Origin of the sequence: Paracoccus amoyensis (assembly GCF_014490725.1) — a bacterium.
In the GTDB taxonomy this organism is placed as follows: Bacteria; Pseudomonadota; Alphaproteobacteria; order Rhodobacterales; family Rhodobacteraceae; genus Paracoccus; species Paracoccus amoyensis.
On sequence record NZ_JACOQL010000005.1, the window covers coordinates 137,031 to 161,318 of the forward strand.

At 60.1% G+C, this 24,288-nt stretch carries 23 protein-coding genes and 1 tRNA gene; 17 read left to right on the forward strand and 7 right to left on the reverse strand.

Translation table 11 applies throughout. The features are described from left to right. Nucleotides 1–4: 4 nt before the first annotated feature. Nucleotides 5–232, reverse strand: coding sequence for a hypothetical protein (locus H4P12_RS16120; protein WP_187794700.1), 228 nt, complete (start codon nucleotides 230–232; stop codon nucleotides 5–7). Nucleotides 233–360: 128 nt separating this feature from the next. Between H4P12_RS16120 and H4P12_RS16125 the strand changes: the two genes are divergently transcribed. Next, nucleotides 361–612, forward strand: a complete 252-nt coding sequence (locus H4P12_RS16125) for a DUF2312 domain-containing protein (RefSeq protein WP_187794861.1) — start codon at nucleotides 361–363, stop codon at nucleotides 610–612. 80 nt (nucleotides 613–692) lie between these two features. On the opposite strand, the gene H4P12_RS16130 is transcribed toward H4P12_RS16125, so the two are convergent. Then, nucleotides 693–1,586, reverse strand: coding sequence for a hypothetical protein (locus tag H4P12_RS16130; RefSeq protein ID WP_187794701.1), 894 nt, complete (start codon nucleotides 1,584–1,586; stop codon nucleotides 693–695). Between the two features lie 153 nt (nucleotides 1,587–1,739). Here H4P12_RS16130 and H4P12_RS16135 point away from each other — a divergent pair. After that, nucleotides 1,740–1,815, forward strand: a tRNA-Thr gene (locus tag H4P12_RS16135). A 71-nt stretch (nucleotides 1,816–1,886) separates the two neighbouring features. Next, nucleotides 1,887–2,867 (forward strand): tRNA dihydrouridine(20/20a) synthase DusA, encoded by a 981-nt coding sequence (gene dusA, locus H4P12_RS16140; RefSeq protein WP_187794702.1) that lies wholly within the window; start codon nucleotides 1,887–1,889, stop codon nucleotides 2,865–2,867. On the opposite strand, the gene bioB is transcribed toward dusA, so the two are convergent. The 3 genes from bioB to mazG all read right to left on the reverse strand — a co-directional run bounded on the left by bioB (nucleotide 2,848) and on the right by mazG (nucleotide 5,410). Further along, a complete protein-coding gene (gene bioB / locus H4P12_RS16145) occupies nucleotides 2,848–3,828 on the reverse strand; it encodes a biotin synthase BioB (protein WP_187794703.1) in 981 nt (326 codons plus the stop codon). The genes dusA and bioB overlap by 20 nt on opposite strands. Then, nucleotides 3,828–4,352 carry a biotin transporter BioY gene (locus tag H4P12_RS16150; protein WP_187794862.1) on the reverse strand — a complete coding sequence of 175 codons (525 nt, stop codon included), beginning with the start codon at nucleotides 4,350–4,352 and terminating at the stop codon, nucleotides 3,828–3,830. The genes bioB and H4P12_RS16150 overlap by 1 nt, the downstream gene beginning before the upstream one ends. Before the next feature lie 230 nt (nucleotides 4,353–4,582). Continuing rightward, nucleotides 4,583–5,410, reverse strand: a complete 828-nt coding sequence (gene mazG / locus H4P12_RS16155; RefSeq protein WP_187794704.1) for a nucleoside triphosphate pyrophosphohydrolase — start codon at nucleotides 5,408–5,410, stop codon at nucleotides 4,583–4,585. A gap of 68 nt (nucleotides 5,411–5,478) precedes the next feature. On the opposite strand from mazG, the gene H4P12_RS16160 reads away from it, so the two are divergent. The 11 genes from H4P12_RS16160 (at nucleotide 5,479) to ggt (ending at nucleotide 14,804) form a co-directional block, all read left to right on the forward strand. After that, nucleotides 5,479–6,660, forward strand: coding sequence for a M20 aminoacylase family protein (locus H4P12_RS16160; RefSeq protein WP_187794705.1), 1,182 nt, complete (start codon nucleotides 5,479–5,481; stop codon nucleotides 6,658–6,660). A gap of 146 nt (nucleotides 6,661–6,806) precedes the next feature. Next, complete coding sequence (yajC, locus tag H4P12_RS16165; RefSeq protein WP_187794706.1) at nucleotides 6,807–7,139, forward strand: preprotein translocase subunit YajC; 333 nt, start codon at nucleotides 6,807–6,809, stop codon at nucleotides 7,137–7,139. Nucleotides 7,140–7,182: 43 nt separating this feature from the next. Continuing rightward, nucleotides 7,183–8,847, forward strand: a complete 1,665-nt coding sequence (secD, locus tag H4P12_RS16170; protein ID WP_187794707.1) for a protein translocase subunit SecD — start codon at nucleotides 7,183–7,185, stop codon at nucleotides 8,845–8,847. Nucleotides 8,848–8,861: 14 nt separating this feature from the next. Beyond that, complete coding sequence (secF, locus tag H4P12_RS16175; protein ID WP_187794708.1) at nucleotides 8,862–9,842, forward strand: protein translocase subunit SecF; 981 nt, start codon at nucleotides 8,862–8,864, stop codon at nucleotides 9,840–9,842. Further along, complete coding sequence (locus H4P12_RS16180; RefSeq protein WP_187794709.1) at nucleotides 9,842–10,195, forward strand: Mth938-like domain-containing protein; 354 nt, start codon at nucleotides 9,842–9,844, stop codon at nucleotides 10,193–10,195. Before secF ends, H4P12_RS16180 begins: the two co-directional genes overlap by 1 nt. Beyond that, nucleotides 10,192–10,821 (forward strand): heme ABC exporter ATP-binding protein CcmA, encoded by a 630-nt coding sequence (gene ccmA / locus H4P12_RS16185; protein ID WP_187794710.1) that lies wholly within the window; start codon nucleotides 10,192–10,194, stop codon nucleotides 10,819–10,821. The genes H4P12_RS16180 and ccmA overlap by 4 nt, the downstream gene beginning before the upstream one ends. After that, nucleotides 10,818–11,474 (forward strand): heme exporter protein CcmB, encoded by a 657-nt coding sequence (gene ccmB / locus H4P12_RS16190; RefSeq protein ID WP_187794711.1) that lies wholly within the window; start codon nucleotides 10,818–10,820, stop codon nucleotides 11,472–11,474. Before ccmA ends, ccmB begins: the two co-directional genes overlap by 4 nt. 42 nt (nucleotides 11,475–11,516) lie before the next feature. Then, nucleotides 11,517–12,242, forward strand: a complete 726-nt coding sequence (gene ccmC, locus H4P12_RS16195) for a heme ABC transporter permease CcmC (RefSeq protein ID WP_187794712.1) — start codon at nucleotides 11,517–11,519, stop codon at nucleotides 12,240–12,242. Further along, complete coding sequence (gene ccmD / locus H4P12_RS16200; RefSeq protein WP_187794713.1) at nucleotides 12,239–12,388, forward strand: heme exporter protein CcmD; 150 nt, start codon at nucleotides 12,239–12,241, stop codon at nucleotides 12,386–12,388. The genes ccmC and ccmD overlap by 4 nt, the downstream gene beginning before the upstream one ends. After that, the gene (locus tag H4P12_RS16205; RefSeq protein WP_187794714.1) at nucleotides 12,381–12,923 is read left to right on the forward strand and encodes a DsbE family thiol:disulfide interchange protein; all 543 of its coding nucleotides are present in this window, start codon (nucleotides 12,381–12,383) and stop codon (nucleotides 12,921–12,923) included. The genes ccmD and H4P12_RS16205 overlap by 8 nt, the downstream gene beginning before the upstream one ends. 69 nt (nucleotides 12,924–12,992) lie before the next feature. Next, nucleotides 12,993–14,804 (forward strand): gamma-glutamyltransferase, encoded by a 1,812-nt coding sequence (gene ggt, locus H4P12_RS16210; protein ID WP_187794715.1) that lies wholly within the window; start codon nucleotides 12,993–12,995, stop codon nucleotides 14,802–14,804. 357 nt (nucleotides 14,805–15,161) lie between these two features. Here the strand turns inward: ggt and acnA are convergent, their stop codons facing one another. Then, a complete protein-coding gene (gene acnA, locus H4P12_RS16215; protein WP_187794716.1) occupies nucleotides 15,162–17,930 on the reverse strand; it encodes an aconitate hydratase AcnA in 2,769 nt (922 codons plus the stop codon). Nucleotides 17,931–18,138: 208 nt separating this feature from the next. On the opposite strand from acnA, the gene H4P12_RS16220 reads away from it, so the two are divergent. Together H4P12_RS16220 and H4P12_RS16225 are read left to right on the forward strand one after the other, a co-directional pair. Beyond that, entirely contained in the window at nucleotides 18,139–19,188 is a 1,050-nt protein-coding gene (locus H4P12_RS16220) for a DUF1223 domain-containing protein (RefSeq protein WP_187794717.1), read from the forward strand. Between the two features lie 279 nt (nucleotides 19,189–19,467). After that, entirely contained in the window at nucleotides 19,468–20,085 is a 618-nt protein-coding gene (locus tag H4P12_RS16225; protein WP_187794718.1) for an inner membrane-spanning protein YciB, read from the forward strand. A 99-nt stretch (nucleotides 20,086–20,184) separates the two neighbouring features. Here H4P12_RS16225 and H4P12_RS16230 read toward each other — a convergent pair whose 3' ends face one another. Further along, entirely contained in the window at nucleotides 20,185–21,081 is an 897-nt protein-coding gene (locus H4P12_RS16230; protein WP_187794719.1) for an alpha/beta hydrolase family protein, read from the reverse strand. 601 nt (nucleotides 21,082–21,682) lie between these two features. Here H4P12_RS16230 and H4P12_RS16235 point away from each other — a divergent pair. Beyond that, nucleotides 21,683–24,232, forward strand: coding sequence for an Rne/Rng family ribonuclease (locus H4P12_RS16235; RefSeq protein WP_187794720.1), 2,550 nt, complete (start codon nucleotides 21,683–21,685; stop codon nucleotides 24,230–24,232). Nucleotides 24,233–24,288: the final 56 nt, after the last annotated feature.

Sequence of the window (24,288 nt, forward strand, 5' to 3'; positions counted from 1 at the left end):
CACCTTACGGGGCCAGGAAGATGCCGACGACCACCAGCATGAGGCCGATGCTCGAGGCGGCCAGCGCGGCCATGTTCACGGCCACGGCTCGCTGCATCCGGGCGCGTAGCTGGACATCATCCAGACCAGCATTACGGGCGCGCGACACGGTGATGATGCACCAGATCAGCGCGGCCAGACCAACCAGCGTCAGTATTGCGCCGCCCCAGATAAGGCCGTCAAAGATTGTCATAGCGGTTTCCTTCGCCGATCGGCATTGCTGAAACCGGCCTAGCGGCGATTGCACCCCGGAACAAGACCGCCTAACAGTCTGCCGCAGAAATGAGGCAGGCCGAACAGCCGAACAAGGGAAAAAACGCCATGCAGGACGATCACGCCTATAGCGTCGCCGCCGACGAACTGCGTCAGTTCATCGAGCAATTCGAACAGCTTGAAGCCGAAAAGAAAGACATCGCCGAACGCCAGAAAGAGGTCATGGCCGAAGCCAAGGCCCGCGGTTACGACACCAAGGTGATGAAAAAGATCGTCGCCCTGCGCAAACGCGACCGTGATGATGTGGCCGAGGAAGAAGCCATCCTTGAAATGTACAAGACCGCCTTGGGGATGGGCTGACCGAAGGGGCGGGGAACCCCGCCCTTTTTGTTTTCATGCCTGATGATACGGCCGCATCATGATACGACTGCATCGCAGGCCTAATGCTGCGCCGATGCCGCGGGCAAGATAAACTCGACGCCCGGCAGGACCGCGATTTCACCCACATCGTTGCGGTAATTCTGCGTCATCTGATCGACCAGTTCCTGTGTCCATGCCGGCAGGTCTATCTGCATGTCCAGTTCATCCGGGCGGGCATGGCGTGCCAGGATCTGCGAACTGATCGCACGGCGCTGCATGATCGACAGGTTGTCGCGGTCGCCGATTTCGCTTTTCAGCTGTGCGTTGCCTTCGTCGCTCAGCAGTTCCTGCAAATAGGTCAAGCCGCCAGCCAATGGTGCATCCAGCGGAATGTCGGCCATCAATCGAACAACCTCTGGCCAGACCAGCGGAACATCTTCGTGGCACCAGACCACAATCCGGCGGCCCTGCGCTGCGGCAACCAGGCGTCGGATTGCATCGCGCCATCGCAGGTCCAGCGGGTGCTGACCCTGCATCAGATTGTGATACCCACCCCCCGCAAATAGCGGCAGGATATCCGGAATCAGCGTGGCCGGATTGCGGAGGCCGACAAAAAATTCCGTTTCCGCCTGAGGAAACAGATTTGCCAACGCCGCGCAACGAGAGCCGATTTGTGTATAAAGCCCCTCTTTGCTGACCGCACGACCGACAGCCCCCATGAAGGTGGGCGATGAGAACAAGACCCGTTGAGGATCTTCGGTCTCAAGCACAGCGTCCAGCATGATCTGAACCATCTCTGGCGTGGCCCGGCCGCCGTTCAGCGACATCAGCGCATCTTCGAACAGGCCGCGATGACGGTTGGGCGTGACCACTTCGGTCTGGTGCTTCATCAGCCAGGCGCGATTGTTCACCAGCGTTTTCAACAGCCTGTCGCCATCTGTGCCATGCACCCCAACGTGAAAGACCATCTGCATCTGCGACCCTCGTTTCGTCTTGTTGCGACCTGTTTGGCGACAGTGCGCAGATTAGCGGTGGAACAGGCGCAGTCAAATTGCTTTCGGCGACGTTTTATATCGCATTTGCATGGCTTGCGCGCGGGCGGTTCACCGTGATAATAGACCGCCAATGCCGTCATAGCTCAGTTGGTAGAGCGTCTGATTTGTAATCAGGGGGTCCGGGGTTCAAGTCCTCGTGGCGGCACCAGTTTTCAATCCGCTACTGGTTTTTGTCGCGCTTTTGTTGCATAGCGCGGCGGACGACATATTTTTGGCCCCATGACGACACTCAACGAAGCGGCGCGGCTTAGCGTTGCCCCCATGATGGACTGGACCGACCGCAACTGCCGGGTATTTCACCGGCTGATATCGCGTCGTGCGCTGTTGTATACAGAGATGGTCACCGCTGCGGCGATTGTTCATGGGGACCGGGGGCGGTTGCTGGATTATGACGCGACCGAACATCCGGTCGCGCTGCAGGTCGGTGGGTCCGATCCGGTTGAACTGCAAGAGGCGACCCGGATTGCAACCGATTGGGGCTATGATGAGATCAACCTGAATGTCGGTTGCCCCAGTGACCGGGTGCAGTCGGGTTGTTTCGGGGCAGTGCTGATGAAATCCCCCCATCTGGTGGCTGAATGCGTGCAGGCCATGCAACAGGTCAGCCCGGTCGAGGTGACGGTGAAATGTCGCATCGGCGTCGATGATCAAGAACCGGTCGACGTGTTGCCGGCGTTCATCGAAACCATGCAGGCAGCTGGCGTGCGCCGGCTGACGATCCATGCACGCAAGGCGTGGCTGCAAGGGTTAAGCCCGCGTGAAAACCGCGAAGTTCCACCACTTGATTACCCGCTTGTCCATGACATGAAGACGCGCTTTCCCGATTTGCATCTGTCGATCAATGGCGGCATTGCCAGTTTTGATGCGGTGAGGGATCATTTGCAGGTCATGGATGGGGTGATGATCGGGCGCGCGGCCTATCACCAGCCTTGGGATATGCTGGGGCGGGCCGACGGCCTGTGGGGGGAAAAGCCCCCATTCGACAATCCTTCGGATATCGCGCTGGCGATGCGGCCGCTGATTCAGGCGCATTTGTGCGGCGGTGGGCGCTTGCATCAATTCACGCGGCACATGCTGGGCCTGTTTCACGGTATGCCCGGTGCGCGTGGCTGGAAACGCACCCTGTCCGAGGGCGCGTCAAAGGGCGGGATCGAGGTTTATGACGCCGCCCTTCGGCAGGTCACGCAACTTGCGGCCTAGATGATTTTTCCGATTCATGGGCGGTCAGGGCATTCAGAAGCTCGGCATCATCGCCGATCCCTGCATTGGGGGTCGTCAACAGCGTGTCTCCGTAAAAGATTGAATTCGCACCGGCGACCAGACACAGAATCTGCGCCTCGCGGTTCAGGCTGGCGCGACCTGCGGACAGGCGAACGGTAGTTCCCGGCATGACAATGCGCGTTGTCGCAACCATGCGCACCAGCTCCAGCGGGTCGATCCGGGGTCGATCCTGTAGCGGGGTTCCCGCGACGGGAACCAGCGCGTTGATTGGCACGCTTTCGGGATGGGGCTGCATCTGCGCCAGAACCTGCAACATCGACGCGCGATCACGCACCGTTTCGCCCATGCCGATGATGCCGCCACAGCAAAGCTCGATTCCATAGGCACGGACCGTGGCCAGCGTATCAAGCCGGTCGGCATAGGTCCGGGTGGTGATGATTTTGCCGTAAAATTCGGGGCTTGTGTCAAGATTGTGGTTATAGGCGGTCAGCCCGGCTTCGGCCAACCGTTGCGCCTGATGCGGTTTCAGCATGCCCAGCGTGACGCAGGCTTCCATGCCCAGTTCGCGCACGCCCCGGACCATTTGCAGCACAGCGTCAAATTCGGCGCCGTCGCGCACCTGCCGCCATGCGGCGCCCATGCAAAAACGATCTGCCCCGGCATTCCTGGCGCGGGCAGCCATGCCGACCACCTTCTCCGGGTCCATCAGCCTGTCGCGGGTCAGCTCAACCTCTTTGTGATGGGCCGATTGCGGGCAATAGGCGCAGTTTTCCGGGCAGCCGCCAGTCTTGATCGACAGCAGGCTGGCCCTTTGCACATGATTGGGATCGTGGTGCAGACGGTGGACGGTATTGGCGCGCCCAATCAGTTCCAGCAGAGGCAGGTTGTGGATCTCTGCAATCTGATCCACGGTCCAGTCATATTTTTTCGTGTCCAGCATCAGGCGTCGCCCCGCAAGCGCTGAAGGAGGGGCGGAATGGCACTGGCGCCAAATGCGACGATGCCGATCTTGGCCAGATCGCCCAGCACGAAGGGTGCAAAACCAAGGGCGAAAACTTTGTTAGCAGGCACGAATTGCGCCAGCCAGAACAGTCCGCAGATATATATGACGACCAGCCCGGCCAGCATGGCAAGCGTGCGGCCGACGATACCGCGACCAAGGGCCAGCCATCCGGTCAGCGCCGAGGCGAGCAGGAACCCAAGCAGATAACCCCCGGTCGGCCCGACCATGTAGGCAAGGCCCAGTCCACGTTCGGGCGTGCCGGAAAAGACGGGCAGCCCTGCCGCGCCCGCGCCCAGATAGGCGACAAAGATCGCCGTCGCGATGCGTGGGCCAAGCAGGACAGCAAAAGCCATGACCGCCATCGTGTGCAGGGTCATGGGAACCGGCCAGAACGGGATTTGTGTATGGGCCGCAAGCGTCATTAGCGCGACACCCGTCACAATGCCCGCGAAAAGCCGCATGTGCGGGGTGGATTTGCTGTGGATTGCAGAAATGCTGCGGGTCAGCGAGCCGGTTTTCATGAGATTTCCTGAATTATAGATAATATGGCGATTCCATTTTGGTATCTGGCCAGGCCTATCGCTTGTCGGCAAGGAATAATTAAAAATTATAGATAATTTTGAATATGCGAAAAAAAAGGCGCAGATGGTGCTGCGCCTTTGTCGGTGTGGCTGTGAAAAGGGTGCGCTCCTTAGGTTTTTTGCGCCTTTTCGACGGCTTTCGCCTCATCCCAAAGGCGGTCCATTTCGGGCAGGTCGCTGTCTTCGGGGCGGCGTCCGTCTGTGGCCAAGGCCTTTTCGATCGACTGAAAGCGCCGCGTGAATTTCGCATTGGCGCGGCGCAGGGCCAGTTCCGGGTCGATCTCCAGATGCCGGGCCAGATTGGCCATGACGAACAGCAGGTCGCCGAATTCTTCCTCCAGCGCGTCGGGGCCAAGGGTATCGCGTGCCTCGACCAGTTCAGCGGTTTCCTCGGATATCTTGTCCAGCACATTGGCGGCATCGGGCCAGTCAAAACCAACGCGTGCAGCCCGATTTTGCAGCTTGATGGCGCGGGTCAGGGCAGGCAGTCCCATGGCCACGCCGTCCAAAGTGCCGCGTTCGGCCTTGCCCGCCCGCTCAACAGCCTTGATCGCCTCCCAGTCCTTGACCTGTTGTTCGGCAGATTTGTCGCGGCTTTCGTCGCCAAAGACATGCGGATGGCGAAAGATCAGCTTGTCCGAGATTGCAGCGGCGCAATCGGCGAAATCGAACATCCCCCCCTCATCCGCCATCTGCGCGTGAAACACCACCTGCAACAGCAGGTCGCCCAGTTCGCCCGGCAGTTCGTCCCACGCCTTGCGGTCGATCGCATCGGCAACCTCATGCGCTTCCTCGATCGTATAGGGCGCGATCGAGGCAAAGTCCTGTTCGATATCCCAGGGGCATCCGGTTTTTGGATCACGAAGTTGTGCCATGATGTCGATCAGGCGTGCAATTTCGGCTTTTGGGTCGCGGCGTTCGGATTTTGGCGCGGTCATTGGCATTGCTTTTTTCCCAAACTCGGGTCTGATGCCTTCGAGTGCCACAGCCGGAAAGCCAAGTCCACATGCCGATCCTGAACCGAATTGCCGATTACGCCGACGAAATGACCGCATGGCGCCGTCATCTGCACGAAAACCCGGAACTTGGGTTTGAGTGCCAGGAAACGGCTGCTTTTGTCGTGCAGCGCCTGCAGGAATTCGGGGTCGACGAAATCCACGAAGGAATCGGCAAGACGGGCGTGGTGGCGATCATCAATGGGCAGGGCGCTGGCCCGACGCTTGGCCTGCGTGCGGATATGGATGCGCTGCCGATGCAGGAAACAACCGGGCTGGATTATGCATCCAAGGTGCCGGGCCGGATGCATGCCTGCGGGCATGATGGGCACACCACGATGTTGCTGGGGGCTGCAAAATATCTGGCCGAGACGCGGAATTTCAGGGGTCGTGTCGCGCTGATCTTTCAGCCCGCTGAAGAAGATGGCGGCGGCGGCGATGCCATGGTCCGCGACGGGATCATGGACCGCTTTGATATCGGCCGGGTTTTTGCGATGCACAACAGTCCCGGTCAGGACGAAGGTGTGTTTCAGACGGGGCCGGGGCCGATCATGGCGGCTGTCGACAAGTTTGAAATCTATGTGCAGGGGCGCGGCGGCCATGGCGCGATGCCGCATATGACCGCCGATCCGGTCGTGGCCGCCGTCGGAATCGTCAGCGCGATCCAGACGATTTCCAGCCGCAATCACTATGCGATGGATGATCTGGTCGTATCGGTGACGCAGATTCATACCGGCAGCGCGGATAATATCGTGCCGGATACCGCCTATATTTGCGGCACGGTCCGCACCTTTGCCCCACAGGTGCGGGACATGGTGCGCAGGCGGATGACGCAGATCTGCGATGGCGAGGGGACCGCCTATGATGTTTCCGTCCGGCTGGATTATCAGGAAGGCTATCCGGCGACCGTGAACGATGCCGACGAAACCGACTTTGCCGTGCAGGTGGCCAAGGAAATCGCGGGCGAAAATCGTGTCATCGCCGATTCTGGCCGGGAAATGGGGGCCGAGGATTTCAGCTATATGCTGGAAGCGCGGCCCGGCTGTTATCTGTTCATTGGGCAGGGCGATGGGCCGGGCGTTCATAATCCGACCTATGATTTCAATGACGAAATCTCGCCCGTCGGGGCCAGTTTCTTTGCCCGTCTGGTTGAACGCGCACAGCCGGTCGTCGCGGCGAAAGCTGCAGGGTGACGTCCGTTCACGATCCTGTTTGACCGAATGGGTCCACATTAGACCGGCCTTTTCTTGCCAAGGGCCGATGCCGCGGATAGGTTGCGCGCCAATTCAAACGGGGCTGGCGACCTGTCAGCCCGTTCCGACAGCCGAAAGGATATTGCATGTTTGCGACCCCCGCCTACGCTCAGGCCGCCGGTTCAGCCGGTTCTGGTGCTGCCTTTGCGCAGTTCATCCCGCTGATCCTGATCTTCGCGATCATGTATTTTCTGATGATCCGCCCGCAGCAGAAGCGTGCGAAACAGCACCGCGAAATGGTTGCCGCGCTGAAAAAAGGCGATCAGGTCGTCACGCAGGGCGGCATTCTGGGCAAGGTTGTTGCGGTCCATGACGACCAGCTGGAAGTGGAAATCAGTCAGGGCGTGCGCGTCCGCATCATTCGCGGCACCGTATCGCAGGTGATTTCCAAGACCGAGCCGGTCGCAGCCAACAGCTGATCTGCCAAGAACGTTAAGATCAAGACAAAGGGCGTAAGCCAAGATGCTTCAGATTGACCGATGGAAACGCATCCTGATTGTCGGCCTGGCCCTGCTGGGCCTGGCCTTGGCTGCGCCCAATCTTTTCTACCAGCGTGTCGAACAGCACAACGATGCCGTCGCGACCATCGAAAAAACCGGTGTCGAAACGCCGGAATTGATTGCGCAGCGTGATGGCTGGCCAAGCTGGCTGCCCAGCGGACTGGTCAATCTGGGGCTTGATCTTCGTGGCGGTGCCCATCTGTTGGGCGAAGTTCGCGTGGCCGAGGTTTACAAAAGCCGCATGGACAGTCTGTGGCCCGAAATCCGAAACGCGCTTGCGGCGGAACGCCAGACCATCGGCTCGATCCGTCGGTTACCGGCTGAAGATGGCGTGCTGAAGCTGGAAATCGGCAATGCCGACCAGATGCAGCGTGCCGTTGAAATCGTGCGCGGTTTTTCCGACCCGATCACCACGCTGACGGGCGCGGGTCAGCAATCGCTGTCGATTTTGGCTGATGGCAGCACGATCACCGTGCAATTGTCCGATGCCGAAAAAGAGGCGACCGACCAGCGCACCGTTCTGCAAAGCCTGGAAATCATCCGCCGTCGCGTTGATGAAGTCGGCACCCGTGAACCGACCATCATGCAGCAGGGCAAGGACCGCATTCTGATTCAGGTGCCGGGTATCGGCTCGGCCGAGGAATTGAAGGAACTGATCGGAACGACCGCGAAACTGACCTTCCATTCTGTGATCGGCGTGGGAAGTGATCCCAATGCCCGGGCGCAGGTTGGGCAGATCATCGTGCCGGATCTGGAACAGGAGGGGCTGTTTTACACCCTTGAGGAAAGTCCTGTCGTGACCGGGGATGAGCTTGTCGATGCGATGCCCGCGACAGATCAGAACGGCCAGCCTGCGGTTGATTTCCGTTTCAACCCCTCGGGCGCGCGAAAATTCGGTGACTATACCGCAGCCAATGTCGGCCAGCCTTTCGCGATCGTTCTGGATAATGAGGTCGTCTCGGCCCCGAATATCCGTCAGGCCATCCGTGGCGGTTCGGGCCAGATCTCGGGTGCGATGGATTACGATGAAGCCAATCGTCTGGCAGTTCTGCTGCGTGCGGGCGCGTTGCCTGCGCAGATGGACTTTCTGGAAGAACGCACGATCGGCCCCGAATTGGGACAGGACAGTATTGATGCCGGGCGTCTGTCGGCCATCGTCGCCACGGTTGCTGTCGTGGCCTATATGATCGCCAGCTATGGGCTGTTTGGTGTCTTTGCTTCGGTCTCGGTCATTATCAACGTCATCCTGATCTTGGCGGTGATGTCGGTTCTGGGGGCGACCATGACCCTGCCGGGGATCGCCGGGATCGTTCTGACCGTTGGCACAGCGGTCGATGCGAACGTCATTATCTTTGAGCGTATCCGAGAGGAGTTACGTGCCGGCAAAAAGGTCGTTCGGGCCATCGGTGACGGCTTCAGCGAAGCGATGAGTGCAATCATCGACGCCAACGTGACGACATTTATCGCCGCTGCGGTCATGTTCTTCATGGGCTCGGGTCCGGTCAAAGGGTTCGCCGTCACCATGACCATTGGCCTTGTCACATCGGTCTTTACTGCAATCTTCCTGACCCGCCTGATGATTGTCTGGTGGATCGAGCGGCGCAAGCCGCAGGAACTGGTCCTTTAGGAAGGGAACGAACAATGGCATTCCGTCTTAAACTCGTCCCCGACAATACGAAGATCAACTTCTTTCGCGTGCAATGGCTGACCTTTGGCCTGTCGGCGCTGGCGATGGTGGTTTCGGTCGTGCTGATCATGACGATGGGGCTGAACTTCGGTATCGACTTCAAGGGTGGCACAACCATCCGCACCGAAAGCTCTACCGCGTTCGAAGTGGGCGAATATCGCAACGCGATCAACGCGCTGGATCTGGGCGATGTGTCCATCACCGAGGTGTTTGACCCGACCTTTGGCGAAGACCGCCATGTCGCGATGATCCGTATCGGCACGACGAATGAAACCGGTTCCGTCTCGCAAGAGCAGCTGAACCAGGTCGAGGCCGCGCTGCAACAGGTGGACCCGCAGGTTCGCTTTGCCGCGGTGGATTCCGTTGGGCCGAAAGTGTCGTCGGAACTGATCAAGACCGCGCTTTATGCGGTCGGTGCGGCAACCCTGGGCATCATGGCCTATATCTGGCTGCGTTTCGAATGGCAGTTCGCCATCGGCGCGGTGGTTTCGCTGATTCATGATATCCTGCTGACGATCGGGCTTTTCGCGCTGCTGCAACTGCGCTTTGATCTGCTGACGATTGTCGCGCTGCTGACAACGCTGGGCTATTCCGTCAACGACACCGTGGTCGTGTTCGACAGGTTGCGAGAGAACCTGATCAAATACAAATCCATGCCGTTGATCGACGTGATGAACCTGACGGTCAACGAAACCTTGTCGCGTACAATCATGACCGCTGTCACGACCGCGCTGGCGCTGACCGCCATGCTGATCTTTGGCGGCGATGTGATTCGCGACTTCATCATTGCGATGCTGTGGGGCGTTATCGTGGGGTGTTACTCAACCATCTACGTCGCCAAGAACATCGTGCTGTGGCTGGGCGTAAAACGTGACTGGTCCAAGAACGGTCCGAAGAAAGACCCGTCACCCTTCTCGAACGCCGAGATGCCCTGATGGCGATGAACCCGACGGAATTTAATGGGGCGGTGCCGGTAGATGGCTATGGCCCCGGCTTTTTCCGGGTCGATGGCAAGGTCATTCAGGGGGCGGTCATCGTGCAGGAAAGCGGTGGCCAGCCTTGGGGCGGTCTGGAAGATCGCGATGCGCTGCTGGCGCTTGGCGGCAAGGTGGACGTTCTGTTTCTGGGGATGGGCGCGAATATCGCCCACCCGCCCGCCGGTCTGGTCGCGGACCTGCAACAGGTCGGCGTCATGGTCGAGGTGATGGCATCGCCCACCGCTGCGCGCATCTATAACGTCACCCTGTCCGAGGGGCGTCGCGTCGCCTGCGCGCTGCTGCCCCTGTGAGCCTGCTGACCGTCCACGATCTTGCCGTGTCGCGCGGCGGTCTGCGGGCGGTGGAAGGTGTTTCCTTTTCCCTTGATGCGGGGCAGGCGCTGATCCTGCGTGGCCCCAATGGCGTGGGCAAGACAACCCTGTTGCGCACCATTGCGGGGCTGCAGCCCGCAGTTCAGGGGCGCATGGACATGGCCGAGGATGCAGTGGCCTATGCGGCCCATGCCGACGGCTTGAAAACCACGCTGACAGTGGCGGAAAACCTGCGCTTCTGGGCCGCGGTTTTTGGGCGTCGCGATATTCTGCCCGCACTCCAGGCGATGGACCTGACCGCGCTGGAAGATCGCCCTGCCGGCAGCCTGTCAGCCGGGCAAAAGCGCCGCCTTGGGCTGGCGCGGGTGCTGGTCAGTGGGCGGCCAATATGGGTGCTGGACGAACCGACGGTTTCGCTGGATGCGGAATCGGTGACGCGTTTTGCGGCGGTCATCCGTGACCAGCTGGCGCATGGAGGCGCTGCGCTGATTGCCACCCATATCGACCTTGGCCTGACCGAGGCCGCCGTGCTGGATCTGACCGCCTGTCGCGCCCGGCCGGGGGCAACCCACAGACCTGCCGGCTTCAACGAGGCTTTCGCGTGATCGCGCTGCTGATCCGCGATCTGCGCCTTGCGACACGGGCGGGCGGTGGTTTTGGTCTGGCGGTGGCCTTTTTCCTGATCCTGTGCGCGCTGGTGCCCTTTGGCGTCGGCCCGGACACCAGTGCCTTGCGGCCCATTGCGCCGGGCATCCTGTGGCTGGGCGCATTGTTGGCCTGCTTGTTGTCACTGGATCGCATCTTCGCGCTGGATTACGAGGATGGCAGTCTGGATCTGCTGGCCACCGCGCCTTTGCCGTTGGAAGGTGTCGTCGCGGTCAAGGCGCTGGCGCATTGGATCACCACGATGCTGCCGCTGGTCGTCGCCGCCCCGCTGTTCGGTCTGTTGCTGCATCTGCCCGCGCAAGCGGTGCCGTGGCTGATCATCTCACTTCTGATCGGAACGCCGGCCATGTCGATGCTGGGCGCGTTCGGGGCGGCTGTGACGGTTGGCCTGCGTCGCGGCGGCCTGCTGCTGTCGCTGCTGGTGCTGCCGCTGTATATACCGACACTGATCTTCGGGACCGAGGTGATCCGTCGCGGGCAAGAGGGCGGCGACCCTGCGACGCCGCTGCTGTTTCTGGCGGGGATCACGACGGGCGTGATTGCGCTGATCCCGTTTGCCGCTGCCGCCGCGTTGCGGATCAATCTGCGTTGATCGTGGCTTGAGCGCGGACCAAGCCAAGGCTAGGGAGGAACCATGTCGATCTGGGAATACGCCAATCCTGTCAAGTTCATGCGCAGCTCGGGCGCGGCATTGCCGTGGATCGTGGGCGCGGCCGTGATCTGCACGGTGGGTGGCGTCGCCTGGGGCTTTCTGACGCCCGAAGATTATCGCCAGGGATCGACCGTCAAGATCGTCTTCCTGCATGTCCCCGCAGCCATGATGGCGATCAATATCTGGGTGATGATGCTGGTCGCCAGCCTGATCTGGCTGATTCGCCGTCATCATGTCAGCGCCTTGGCCGCCAAGGCTGCCGCCCCGATCGGTGCGGTGATGACGCTGATCGCATTGGCGACCGGGGCCATCTGGGGCCAGCCGATGTGGGGCACATGGTGGGAATGGGATCCGCGCCTGACCAGCTTTCTGATCCTGCTGCTATTCTATATCGGCTATATCGCGCTTTGGTCTGCGGTCGAGGATGCCGACAGCGCGGCCGACCTGACCGGGGTGTTGTGCCTTGTCGGATCGGTCTTTGCGCTGCTGTCGCGCTATGCGGTGCTGTTCTGGAACCAGGGCCTGCATCAGGGGGCCAGCCTGTCGGTCGCCCCCGGCGAAAGGATGAGCGCGATCTATCGCTATCCGCTTTACCTGTCGATGCTGGGCTTTTTCCTGCTGTTTCTGGCGCTGCTGCTGATCCGCACACGCACGGAAATCCGCCGCCGCCGTCTGGCAGCCCTGCAAGCGAAAGAGGCCCGCGCATGATCGAACTTGGCAAATATTCCACCACGGTGCTGGCGGCTTATGGCGTATCGCTGGCTTTGCTGGCGGCCCTGATCTGGCAGACATGGACCGCGAACGCCCGCGCCCGTCGCGATCTGGAAAAACAGGAAAATCGCAGAAATGGCTAAGATTTCACCGCTTGTCGCCCTGCCGCCTGTCATATTCGCGGGCCTAGCCGCCATGTTTCTGTGGGGCATGGGGCGCGACAACCCGAATGATCTGCCCTCGACCATGATTGGCCGTGAAGCGCCTGCGGTGCCGCAGACGACCTTGCCCGGCAAAACCCAACTGACCGACGCGATGCTGCGCCAACCGGGTGTGAAGCTGGTGAATTTCTGGGCCAGTTGGTGCCCGCCCTGTCGGGCCGAGCATCCGACGCTGACCGAGCTTTCCAAGAAACTGCCGGTTTACGGCATTGATCTGAAAGACCCCGAGGCGAACGCGCTGGCGTTTCTGCAGCAGGACGGCGATCCGTTCCACGCGCTGGCGACCGATCCGCAGGGCAGGGGGGCGATTGACTGGGGCGTCACCGCGCCGCCTGAAACCTTTATCGTCGATGGTGATGGCAAGGTCTTGTATCGCTTTGCAGGTCCGCTGGTGCGCGAAGATTTCACCAACCGCTTCCTGCCGGAACTGGAAAAGGCGCTTTCCGCCGAACGCTGAAGCCCCGCTTGCACCCGCTGGTTGAGCGGGTCACACTAACCCAATTCAAGATGAGAGTTGGGGGGACGGATGACACGTAAATCCTTGGTCATGGCGCTGTTGCTGGGGGGCGTCGCCGCCATGCCCGCCGCCGCGCAAGAGGCGGCGGATGCCGTCGCGCCCGAAGCGGCGACTGAGACATCGGCGCAGGATGCGTTCGGCGATCTGACCGATGCGGCGCGTGCTGCCTTGGCCGCGAAGGCCGAAGGTCAGCCGGTCGAAGGTCAGAACTGGATGGTCGCCGCCGCGCATCCGCTGGCCGTTCAGGCAGGCGCCCGTGTGCTGGAAGCGGGCGGCAGTGCCGCCGATGCGATGGTTGCCGTGCAGGTGGTTCTGGGTCTGGTCGAGCCGCAAAGCTCTGGCTTGGGGGGCGGTTCATTCCTTGTCTGGTATGACGCGGAAACGGGCGAACTGACCACGTTGGACGCGCGCGAAACAGCGCCCAAACTGGTGACGCCCGGCCTGTTTCTGAACGATCAGGGCCAGCCGCTGGAGTTCATGGAAGCTGTGGTTGGCGGACGTTCTGTCGGCACACCCGGCACGCCCGCCTTGTTAGAGGCTGCGCATCGCAAATGGGGCAAGGCCAATTGGGCCAGCCTGTTCACCGATGGCATCAATCTGGCTGAAAACGGGTTTACCGTCTCGCCCCGCCTTGCCGAACTGGTCGCGGGTGAGGGCGAGGCGCTGCAAGCCGATCCGGCGACGACCGGGTATTTCTTTCCGGGCGGGACCGCGGTTGCAGCGGGTGCGGTGCTGACCAACCCGGCCTATGCCGAAACCTTGCACCGACTGGCCAGCGAAGGGGCTGACGGCTTTTACACAGGCCCGGTCGCCGCAGAGATCATCAACGCCGTCCAAGGTGTCGATGGCAATCCGGGCGTGCTGTCGATGGCCGATCTGGCCGCCTATCGCGTGATCGAGCGTCCTGCGGTCTGCGTGGACTATCGTGAGCATGACGTCTGCGGCATGGGCCCGCCATCTTCGGGCGGGCTGACGGTCGGGCAAATTCTGGGGATGCTAGGTGGCTATGACCTTGCCTCGCTGGGCGCGGAAAACCCCGAAAGCTGGCGGTTGATCGGCGATGCGTCGCGTTTGGCATTTGCCGATCGTGGCCGATATATGGCCGATGCGGATTTCGTGCCGATGCCGACGAAAGGGCTGATTGATCCGGCCTATCTGGCCGAACGGGGCAAACTGCTGGCGGGCGACGACAGCCTGCCCGAGGTGAGCGCCGGCACGCCCACCTGGGACCACGCGATGCTGTGGGGACAGGACAGCGCGTTGGAACTGCCCTCGACCACGCATATCTCCATCGTGGACAGTGACGGCAATGCGCTGTCGATGACGACGACCATCGAAAACGGCTTTGGCGCACGTATCATGGCGGGGGGCTTTCTGCTGAACAACGAGTTGACCGATTTTTCGTTCGAGACGCATGACGAGGCGGGCTATCCGATTGCCAATGCGGTCGCGCCCGGAAAACGCCCGCGTTCGTCGATGGCACCGATGATCGTGATGAAGGATGACAAGCCGGTTCTGGTGATCGGCTCGCCGGGTGGCAGCCGGATCATCGGCTATGTCGCCAAAGCGATCATCGGCCATCTGGATTGGGGGCTGGACGTGCAGCAAGCCATCGCATTGCCCAATATCGTGAACCGCTTCGGCCCGCTGGATGTCGAGGCGGGCACGGCGGCCACCGATATAGCTCAGGCCCTGACCGATCTGGGGTTCGAGGTGAATGAGACCGAGTTGAATTCAGGACTGCAAGGGATCGCGATAACACCCGAAGGGTTGCTGGGTGGCGCGGATCCGCGCCGCGAGGGGATCGCCATCGGCGGCTGACCGTCACCACAACAACGACAAGCGCCCCCGGCTGGCAACCGGGGGCGCTTTGGTGTTCGGCCATGGCAGACCATTGGAAGTCCATGGTCATGCCCGATGTGACCGTGCGACCCTGTGCGCACGGCTGAGAGACGGATGCCCCGTCAGCGCACCGGTACATTGGCTGCCGGTATTCGCAGCCCCGCGCCAAAACCCGCTTCAGCCGCCGCTTCCGCTTTGACCGAAACGACCAGAAAGGGGCACGGCAGGTCAAAGCGGTTTCAGCAGGATAACAAAGGCGTCGCAATGCCCTGATGTCGAACATGAAAAAGCCCCCAGGAAATCCCCGGGGGCTTTTCGCATCAATCGGTTGGTCGATCAGCTTGCAGCCAGATTCCGCAGAACATAGTGCAGCACGCCGCCATTCTTTAGGTATTCGATCTCTACCTCGGTATCGATGCGGGCCTTGAGTTTGATCACCTTTTCGGTGCCATCGGCGTATTTGATCGTGGCATCGACAATCTGCAGCGGCTTCACGTCGCCCAGATTTTCGATGGTGATCTGTTCATCTCCGGTCAGCTTCAGCGTCTTGCGGTTGTCGTCGCCGGTGAACTCGAAGGGGATGACGCCCATGCCGATCAGGTTTGAGCGGTGAATACGCTCAAAACTTTCGGCGATCACGGCTTTGACGCCCAGCAGGTTGGTGCCCTTGGCCGCCCAGTCGCGTGACGAGCCGGCGCCATATTCCACCCCGCCGATGATGACCAGCGGCGTGCCCTGTGCCTCATAGGCCATCGCCGCATCGTAGATCGAGGTCTGCTGACCGTCCGGTCCCTTGGTGTAGCCGCCCTCGACGCCGTCCAGCATCTCGTTCTTGATGCGGATATTGGCAAAGGTGCCGCGCATCATGACCTCGTGGTTGCCGCGGCGCGAGCCATAGCTGTTGAAGTCACGCGGGGCCACCTGACGCTCGGTCAGGTACTGACCGGCCGGGGTTGTCGGCTTGAACGAACCGGCCGGACTGATGTGGTCGGTGGTGATCATGTCGCCCAGCAGCGCCAGAACACGTGCGCCCTTGATGTCATGAATCTGGCCCGCATCCTTGGACATGCCCTGGAAATAGGGCGGGTTCTGGATATAGGTCGAGGTCGGCGGCCAGTCATAGACTTCGCTATCCGTGGTTTCGACGGCGCGCCACCGTTCGTCACCCTTGAAGACGTCGGCGTATTTTTCCTGAAACATTTCGCGCGTGACGACGCTTTCGACCATCTCGGCCACTTCTTTCGAGCTTGGCCAGATGTCTTTCAGGTAAACCGGCTTGCCGTCCTTCGAGATGCCCAGCGGTTCGCTGGTCAGGTCGATGTTCATGTCGCCAGCGATGGCATAGGCCACCACGAGCGGTGGACTGGCCAGATAGTTCGCGCGGACATCAGGCGAGATGCGACCTTCGAAATTGCGGTTGCCCGACAGGACTGCCGTGGCGATCAGATCGTTATCGTTGATCGATTTCGAAATCGCCGGCTCCAGCGGGCCAGAGTTGCCGATGCAGGTGGTGCAGCCGAAGCCGACCAGATCAAAGCCCAGTGCATCCAGATCTTCCTGCAGGTTTGCGGCCTTCAGATAAGCCTCGACCACCTGTGATCCCGGTGCCAGCGATGTCTTGACCCAAGGCTTGCGATTCAGCCCAAGCGCACGTGCCTTGCGGGCGACCAGACCAGCAGCCACCAGCACATAGGGGTTCGAGGTGTTGGTGCAGGAGGTGATGGCCGCGATCACGACCGAACCGTCGTGAAGTTTGTAATTTTCGCCCTCGACGGCGCCTTCATGGAAGCCGGGGCGGTGACCCGGCAGGTGATCGGGGGCCGGGGCGCCACCTTCTTCATTCCAGGTCTTCGCCTCGGTCCGGGTCGGTTCTTTCAGCTTGCGGTTGCCGCAGATGTATCTGTTGAACTCGAACGCGGCATCGGACAGCGCAACATGGTCTTGCGGGCGCGAGGGGCCCGAAATCGCCGGCACGACATCGCCCTGATCCAGCTCCAGCGTCGAGGTATAGACCGGCGCGTAATCGGCACCGCGCCAGAAGCCGTTTTCCTTCGCGTAGGCTTCGACCAGCGCGATACGGTCTTCGTCGCGGCCGGTCTGACGCAGGTAACGCAGGGTTTCGCCGTCAACCGGGAAAAAGCCGCAGGTCGCGCCATATTCGGGGGCCATGTTGGCGATGGTCGCACGGTCGGCCAGCGGCATGTGATCCAGCCCGTCGCCGTAGAATTCGACGAACTTGTTGACCACGCCATGCTTGCGCAGCATCTGGACGACCTTCAGCACCAGATCGGTGGCGGTCACGCCTTCTTTCAGCGCGCCGGTGATCTTGAAGCCGACGACTTCGGGGATCAGCATCGAGATCGGCTGGCCCAGCATCGCAGCTTCGGCCTCGATCCCGCCGACACCCCACCCCAGAACGGCAAGGCCGTTGACCATGGTGGTGTGCGAATCGGTGCCGACCAAAGTGTCGGGATAGGCGACGGTCGCGCCGTCTTGATCGGTATCCGTCCAGACGGTCTGGGCCAGATATTCAAGATTGACCTGGTGACAGATGCCCGTGCCCGGCGGCACCACGCGGAAGTTCTGGAACGCCTTCTGACCCCATTTCAGGAATTGGTAGCGTTCGATGTTACGCTCATATTCACGTTCGACGTTGAACTGAAAGGCGCGCGGCGTGCCGAACTCATCCACCATGACCGAATGGTCGATGACCAGATCAACCGGGTTCAACGGGTTGATCTTTTGTGCGTCGCCACCAAGTGCCACAATTCCGTCGCGCATCGCAGCAAGATCGACCACGGCAGGAACGCCAGTGAAGTCCTGCATCAGCACGCGGGCAGGGCGATAGGCAATCTCGCGCGGGTTTTTACCTTCTTTTTCAGCCCATTCGGCAAAGGCTTTAATGTCCTCGGTGCTGACGGTGCGGCCATCATCCTCGAAGCGAAGCATATTTTCCAGCACCACTTTCAACGAGGCTGGCAGCTTTGAAAAATCGCCAAGGCCTGCTTCCGTGGCAGCCGCGATAGAGTAATAATCAACCGACTGCCCCCCGACTTTCAAAGTGCGACGTGTCTTGGCGGTATCGGTTCCGGTCTGAATTGGCATCAAGGCCTCCCTGTCTGCGAATTGGATGGGTCGGGCATGCGTATCCTTGATTTGCCCCATGTGACGGGGCTACGCAAGGAGTTACTGGCCTAATGTATGCGATTGCATACCAAAAATCCAGATGTTGCTGAAGAAACACGCTTTGCGACCTCGCGGACCAGCTAACAAAGCGGTGATTTGTAGCAATCGGCATTGGGCCGTTATTGGAATGAGAAGTTTCATTAATGCAGAAGATCCGATCCTGATGGCTTTGGCGACTGGCACCCTTGAACATCATTCCCTGAACTTGCGGCGTGTCGCGTTGCAGGGAACGATGCTGGCGCTGATGGCGTTGCAGCCTTTCGGGGCGGCATTCGCGCAAGGCCCTGGTGGGTCGGGTGGCGCTGGCGGGCGCAACGGGCCCGGTGGGCAAGCGGGCGCGTCAGATATGGGCGGAGCGCCCGTGATATCGGCCCCTGACGATTCCAGCCGCTTGCAACCCGCACCCGGTGCTGCCTTTGCGCCGCCGGAAACGGCGACCTATAACAGTTTCGCGGCGACAGACGCCGTTACGCCACCGATGGAAGAATACGGACTGACTGTCCCTTCCTTGCCGGTGGTGGTGGAATTGTTCACCTCGCAGGGGTGTTCATCCTGTCCGCCTGCCGATGCGATGCTTGCCGCACTTGCGAATGATCCCAATGTATTGCCGCTGTCATTTCATGTGGATTACTGGGATTATCTTGGTTGGGCCGACAGCTTTGCCCGCCCCGAATTTACCGAACGACAAGAGCTTTATGCCCGCGCTGCGGGCGAGCGGTCGCTTTATACGCCGCAGCTGATCGTTGATGGGCAGGATACGGCGCTTGCTCCGGGACCGGCTCAGCTGATGGGGTTGATCGATGCCAGCCGTGTCGCGCCCACACTGGTCAGTGTGCGTCGCGAAAGCACCGGCAACGGTGAGGCGATCGAACTGATGCCCCTGTCTGATATTGGTGGGCAGGTCGATATTCTGCTGGTCCGTTATGTTCCCGAACGTCAGATCGAAGTGAAGGCGGGCGAAAATCGCGGCAAGGTCGTGACCTACACAAATGTCGTGGTCGGGATGGACCAGCTTGCCGAGTGGGACGGCAATGGTCCGTTGCGGATGACCATCCGCCCTGATGGTGCCGCTGACGAATCTATGCCTGCCGATACCAAGCACGTCCTGCTGGTGCAAAGAGAGGATGGCGGCGCTGACCAGCCCGGCCCGATTTTGGCAGCGATTCGCCTGGATTGAAGTAAAACATTACAATCAAATCGCACGCTCGTGGCTGTCCGCGCTTGTGTGCACTCGTGTCGACCCGGAAGCGCGCAGTTTTCCAAGCTGCTTGTCGGCATCGCCCAACCGCCAACCCGCAGCGGCAGGATATCGCAAATCCTATGCACGGCGAATAAGTGCGCACATATAAAACGCACTTGTGCAATAAGTTTCCTTGCATAAGACGTCTGCAGGCATCAAATACAGCGCCGAACGCAAACCGGCCAATTTGGCGATCTCATGACTGGAAAAGACGCGATGAAAGCAACAAAACCCTGGGTCAAACCAGTGCTGGAATACGGTCCGTTGCTGCTGTTTTTTGCTATTTTCATGCTGAAGCGCGGCGATACGGTCAATTTGTGGGGTCAGGAATATACCGCGCTGGTCTTTGCAACGCTGATTTTCATTCCTGTTCTTGCACTGGCGACGCTGCTTCAATGGCGTCTGACGGGCAAGCTGGCCCCGATGCAGGTCGCGACGCTGGTGCTGGTCGTCGTCTTCGGCGGCTTGTCGGTCTGGTTGAACGATCCTCGCTTCTTCAAAATCAAACCCACGATCATCTATCTGCTGTTTGCGGGAATTTTGGGATATAGCTATCTTGCCGGCAAAGACTGGCTGCAGGCGGTGCTGTCGGAAGCCTTGCCGATGGATGTCGCTGGCTGGCGCAAGCTGACCTTGCGAATGGCGTTGCTGTTTCTGGCGCTGGCTGTCGCAAATGAGGTGGTCTGGCGCACGATGTCCGAAACGAGCTGGGTTTATTTCAAAACCTTTGGCCTTCCGTTGATTTTGTTCGTTTTCTTGATGGCAAATGCGCGGCTTTACCGCGATCATGCGCTGGACAAGCCAACGGACGCACCGGATGAATCAACCCGATAACATTGTCATTCTGCCTCTAAGCAAGCAACGACTGGTGGTTTATCTTACCAATATGGAGGGTGCGGATCAGCGACTGTCCATGATGCAGCAAGGCCGGGGTCAGGCGCGCAGGCCGCCGATCTGGGCAGGAGGGGCCAACAGGCGGGACCAGCGGGGCGTGATCTGCCCTGACAGGCGGTGCCGCAGCATCGGCAGCGGCAAGGCCCAAGGCTGACGTAACGCGGTGCGATAGAAATCAAACATACCACGCCGCAGATATGGCGATGAATGTGACAGGCGCAGCGGGGCGCGATCAATATCGAATCCCATCCGGCCAAGCTCTTTCAGGTTTTCGGGGCAGTCGATCTGCAAATCGACCCAGTTCAGCGCAGGCTGTTTCAGGCCAAAGCCCAAGGCCCGCTTGCGCCCACGGCCCAGCCAAAGCTCGATCCCGAAATCGAACAGATCGTTTTCACGAGATGTCACATTGATAACCTCGGCCAGCTTGCCTGCGGGGGTGTGCAGTGCTTGCGCCGCTTCATCCTCAAATTCGGCCCCTGCCAGCAAAATGATCCGTCCAATGCTGCCAGGCGTGGTATGATGCAGCGATTTCAGGGCGACCCGCGCACCCATCGAATGTCCGATGATGGAAACGGGGCGCCCGGCGGCATCCGCAATGTCAGACAGATAGCCGCCCAACCAGTTTCCGGCCCCCGCCGCGCGTGCAAAAGCCGTGCCCAGACGTCCCCGTGCTTCCCAGCCAAATGCGATCGCCAGCCCCTCGCTCATATCTTCGCCGCCAAAGCCCAAGGCACGTGGCCATGACAAGACGCGTGGCACATCCTGTAAAGGATCAAGCGCCAAAATATGCCGGTGGGGGTCATGGTGCGGTATGTGGGGCGAGTAGCGATAGCCGTGGATCATGGCGATGATCGGCGCGCTGTCTGGCAATGATTTCGCCAGACGGTAGGCATCGCCAGGCGAAGTCTGATCCGGATTGACCTTGATGATCGGCATGATACCGCCCCTGCTTCAAGCCGTTTGGGCTGTTGAATAGATGGATCATGCGACAGCCGGGTGAATGAAGCGTTAAGCCTGCGTGACAAGGCCGTTAGGCTGCGCAAGCATGAAAAATTCCGGGTGCTGGCGGGAATTGGGAAATGAATTGTATAGCTAATTTGCTGGCCAGATATCGCCCATAACACCGGAACATCTTTTGGGCATTGAATTTTCCTAGTGGCAGCCTCTATGTTGGGTCTATGCGTTACGCCTCTCAACTCAGGGTTGCATGACGCCAAAAGTTTCGTAGTGGGATTTGCTGAACTCTGGCCTGATTGGCGGACAGCACATACCCCACGGGAAAGCCCGCCCAGAACGCGATCTTCCGCGGAGGGGCGATGATAAGTCAGCGGCCCGGCCGGCATCCGCCCACGGGTCTTACAAGGAACAGACGCGATGGCGCGCGCACAGAACGGATTATATCGGACAGGGCATGGCGATCGCCTTGCCGTCCGCGATCCCTTTCTTGCAGCCGTGCCGACGTCCCCATCAAATCGCATCCCTACCCTGGCAGAGCCATTGGCCCCGCCGGGCATCAGGATGTGCGAAAGACATAAAAATGGCAAAAAAAATGCTGATCGACGCCACACATGCCGAGGAAACTCGGGTGGTTGTGGTCGACGGAACCAAGGTCGAAGAATTTGATTTCGAGACTATAAATAAACGGCAAATCTCGGGAAATATCTATCTGGCCAAAGTGACGCGGGTTGAGCCGTCGTTACAGGCGGCTTTTGTGGATTATGGCGGAAACCGCCACGGCTTTCTGGCTTTCGCCGAAATCCATCCGGATTACTATCAGATCCCTGCGGCAGACCGTGACGCGCTGATCGCCGAAGAACGCGCCTACGCCGAAGCGCAGGAGGCAGAAGAAGCCAAACAGTCAGCGCGCCGCAAATCTCGCCGTCCTCGGGCCGAAGCCAGCACCAGCGGAGATGAGGTCGTCACTTCGGACGACGTTCTAGTGACGGATATCGATGCGGCTGACGCCTTGCTGGAAAGCGAAACGGCAACCGATGCGGTTGATGAGCCGATTGACGTGACCAGCACGGCAGATGCTGACGAAAACAGCGATGATCGGTCCAAAGACAAGGACGACACGATCGAGTCGGTCGCTGAAGAAGACGTGACCGAAGAAATTCGTGTTTCGAAAAAGTCGCGCCCGCGCCGCTACAAGATTCAGGAAGTGATCAAGGTTCGCCAGATCATGCTGGTGCAGGTGGTCAAGGAAGAGCGCGGCAACAAGGGCGCGGCGCTGACCACGTATCTGTCGCTGCCGGGGCGTTACTGCGTTCTGATGCCCAATACCGCACGCGGCGGCGGGATCAGCCGCAAGATTACCAATGCTGTCGACCGCAAGAAGTTGAAGGATATCGCAGGCGAGTTGGACGTGCCCAAGGGCGCTGGCCTGATCATTCGCACTGCGGGCAGCCAACGCACCCGGACCGAAATCCGGCGCGACTACGAATATCTGCTGCGTTTGTGGGAACAGATCCGCGATCTGACCTTCCGGTCGGTCGCACCTGCGCCGATCTACGAAGAGGGCGACCTGATCAAACGCACCATCCGCGATCTTTACAGCAAAGAGATCGACGAGGTTCTGGTCGAGGGTGAGCGCGGTTATCGCGTGGCCAAGGATTTCATGAAAATGATCATGCCGTCCCACGCCAAGAACGTGAAACATTACGGCGATCCGATGCCGCTTTTTGCCCGTTATCAGGTCGAAAGCTATCTGTCGGGCATGTTCAACCCGGTCGTGCAGTTGAAGTCGGGCGGTTATATCGTCATCGGTATTACCGAGGCGCTTGTCGCCATCGACGTGAACTCGGGCCGTGCCACCAAGGAAGGCAGTATCGAAGATACGGCGCTGAAAACCAACCTTGAAGCAGCGGATGAGGTCGCGCGTCAGGTCCGTTTGCGCGACCTTGCCGGCCTGATCGTCATCGACTTCATCGACATGGAAGAGCGTCGGAACAACGCCGCCGTCGAGAAGCGATTGAAAGACAAGTTGAAATCGGATCGCGCACGGATTCAGGTCGGCCGCATCTCGGGCTTTGGCCTGATGGAAATGTCGCGTCAACGTCTGCGCCCCGGGATGTTGGAAAGCACCACGCAGCCTTGCGCCCATTGCCACGGCACCGGTCTGATCCGCAGCGATGACAGCCTTGCACTGACGATTCTGCGCGCCATCGAGGAAGAGGGCACGCGCAAGCGTTCGCGCGAAGTGCTGGTCAAGGCACCCGTCGCGGTCAGCAACTTCCTGATGAACCAGAAGCGTGAGCATATCGCGACAATCGAAGCGCGTTATGGCATGTCCGTCCGGGTAGAGGCTGATCCCAGCCTGATTTCTCCCGATTTCGCGATCGAGAAGTTCAAGACGGCCACCCGCAATGTGCCGGAAATCGCGGCCCCTGTCCTTGGTGTCGACGCCGACCTGATGGCCCAGATCGACGATGAGGACGAAGATGATGTCGCGCTGGCCGCAGAGGATCAAGACGAAGATCGTGATGAGGATGACAAGTCGGTCGCGAATGCCGATAATTCCGACGAGGAAAACGGCGATGGCAGCCGTTCGCGTCGCCGCCGCCGCCGCCGTCGCCGGAAAAACGGCGATCGGGCCGAAGGTGATGCACTGGACGCCGCAGACGACAGCGCGAATGATACGAATGATGCTCAGCCCGACATGACGGAAGAGGCGGCTGAAACGGTCACCGCGGGCGAAGATAATAATTCTGCTCGCAAACGTCGGTCCCGTTCGCGTGGGCGCAAGAAAAACGATGATGCAGCTGCACCGGTCGAGGCTGGCGGCTTGCCCGATGTTGTCGACCTGCGCGACAATATCGGCGAGGAAAGCCGGGCCGAGGAATTGCCGGGCGTCAACATGCGCCCAGAGCCGACCGTGATCGAAACCCCGGCAGAACCAAAGCAGATCGCCGAAACCGTGGCGGCACCGGCTGAACTGGCAATCGTCGAAACGACCGAAGAAGAAAGCCAGCAGTTTTCGGTGGATGAGGCTGCCAACGCGCCGGAAACGGATGCAGAACCCGAAAGCTTGCCGGAACACGCGTCGCCGCGTTCCAAGCGGCGTGGATGGTGGTCCGCCGGACGCTGATCCGGGTTGATCAAGACAAAACGGGGCGCGGTGAAAACCGCGCCCTTTTCGTTTGT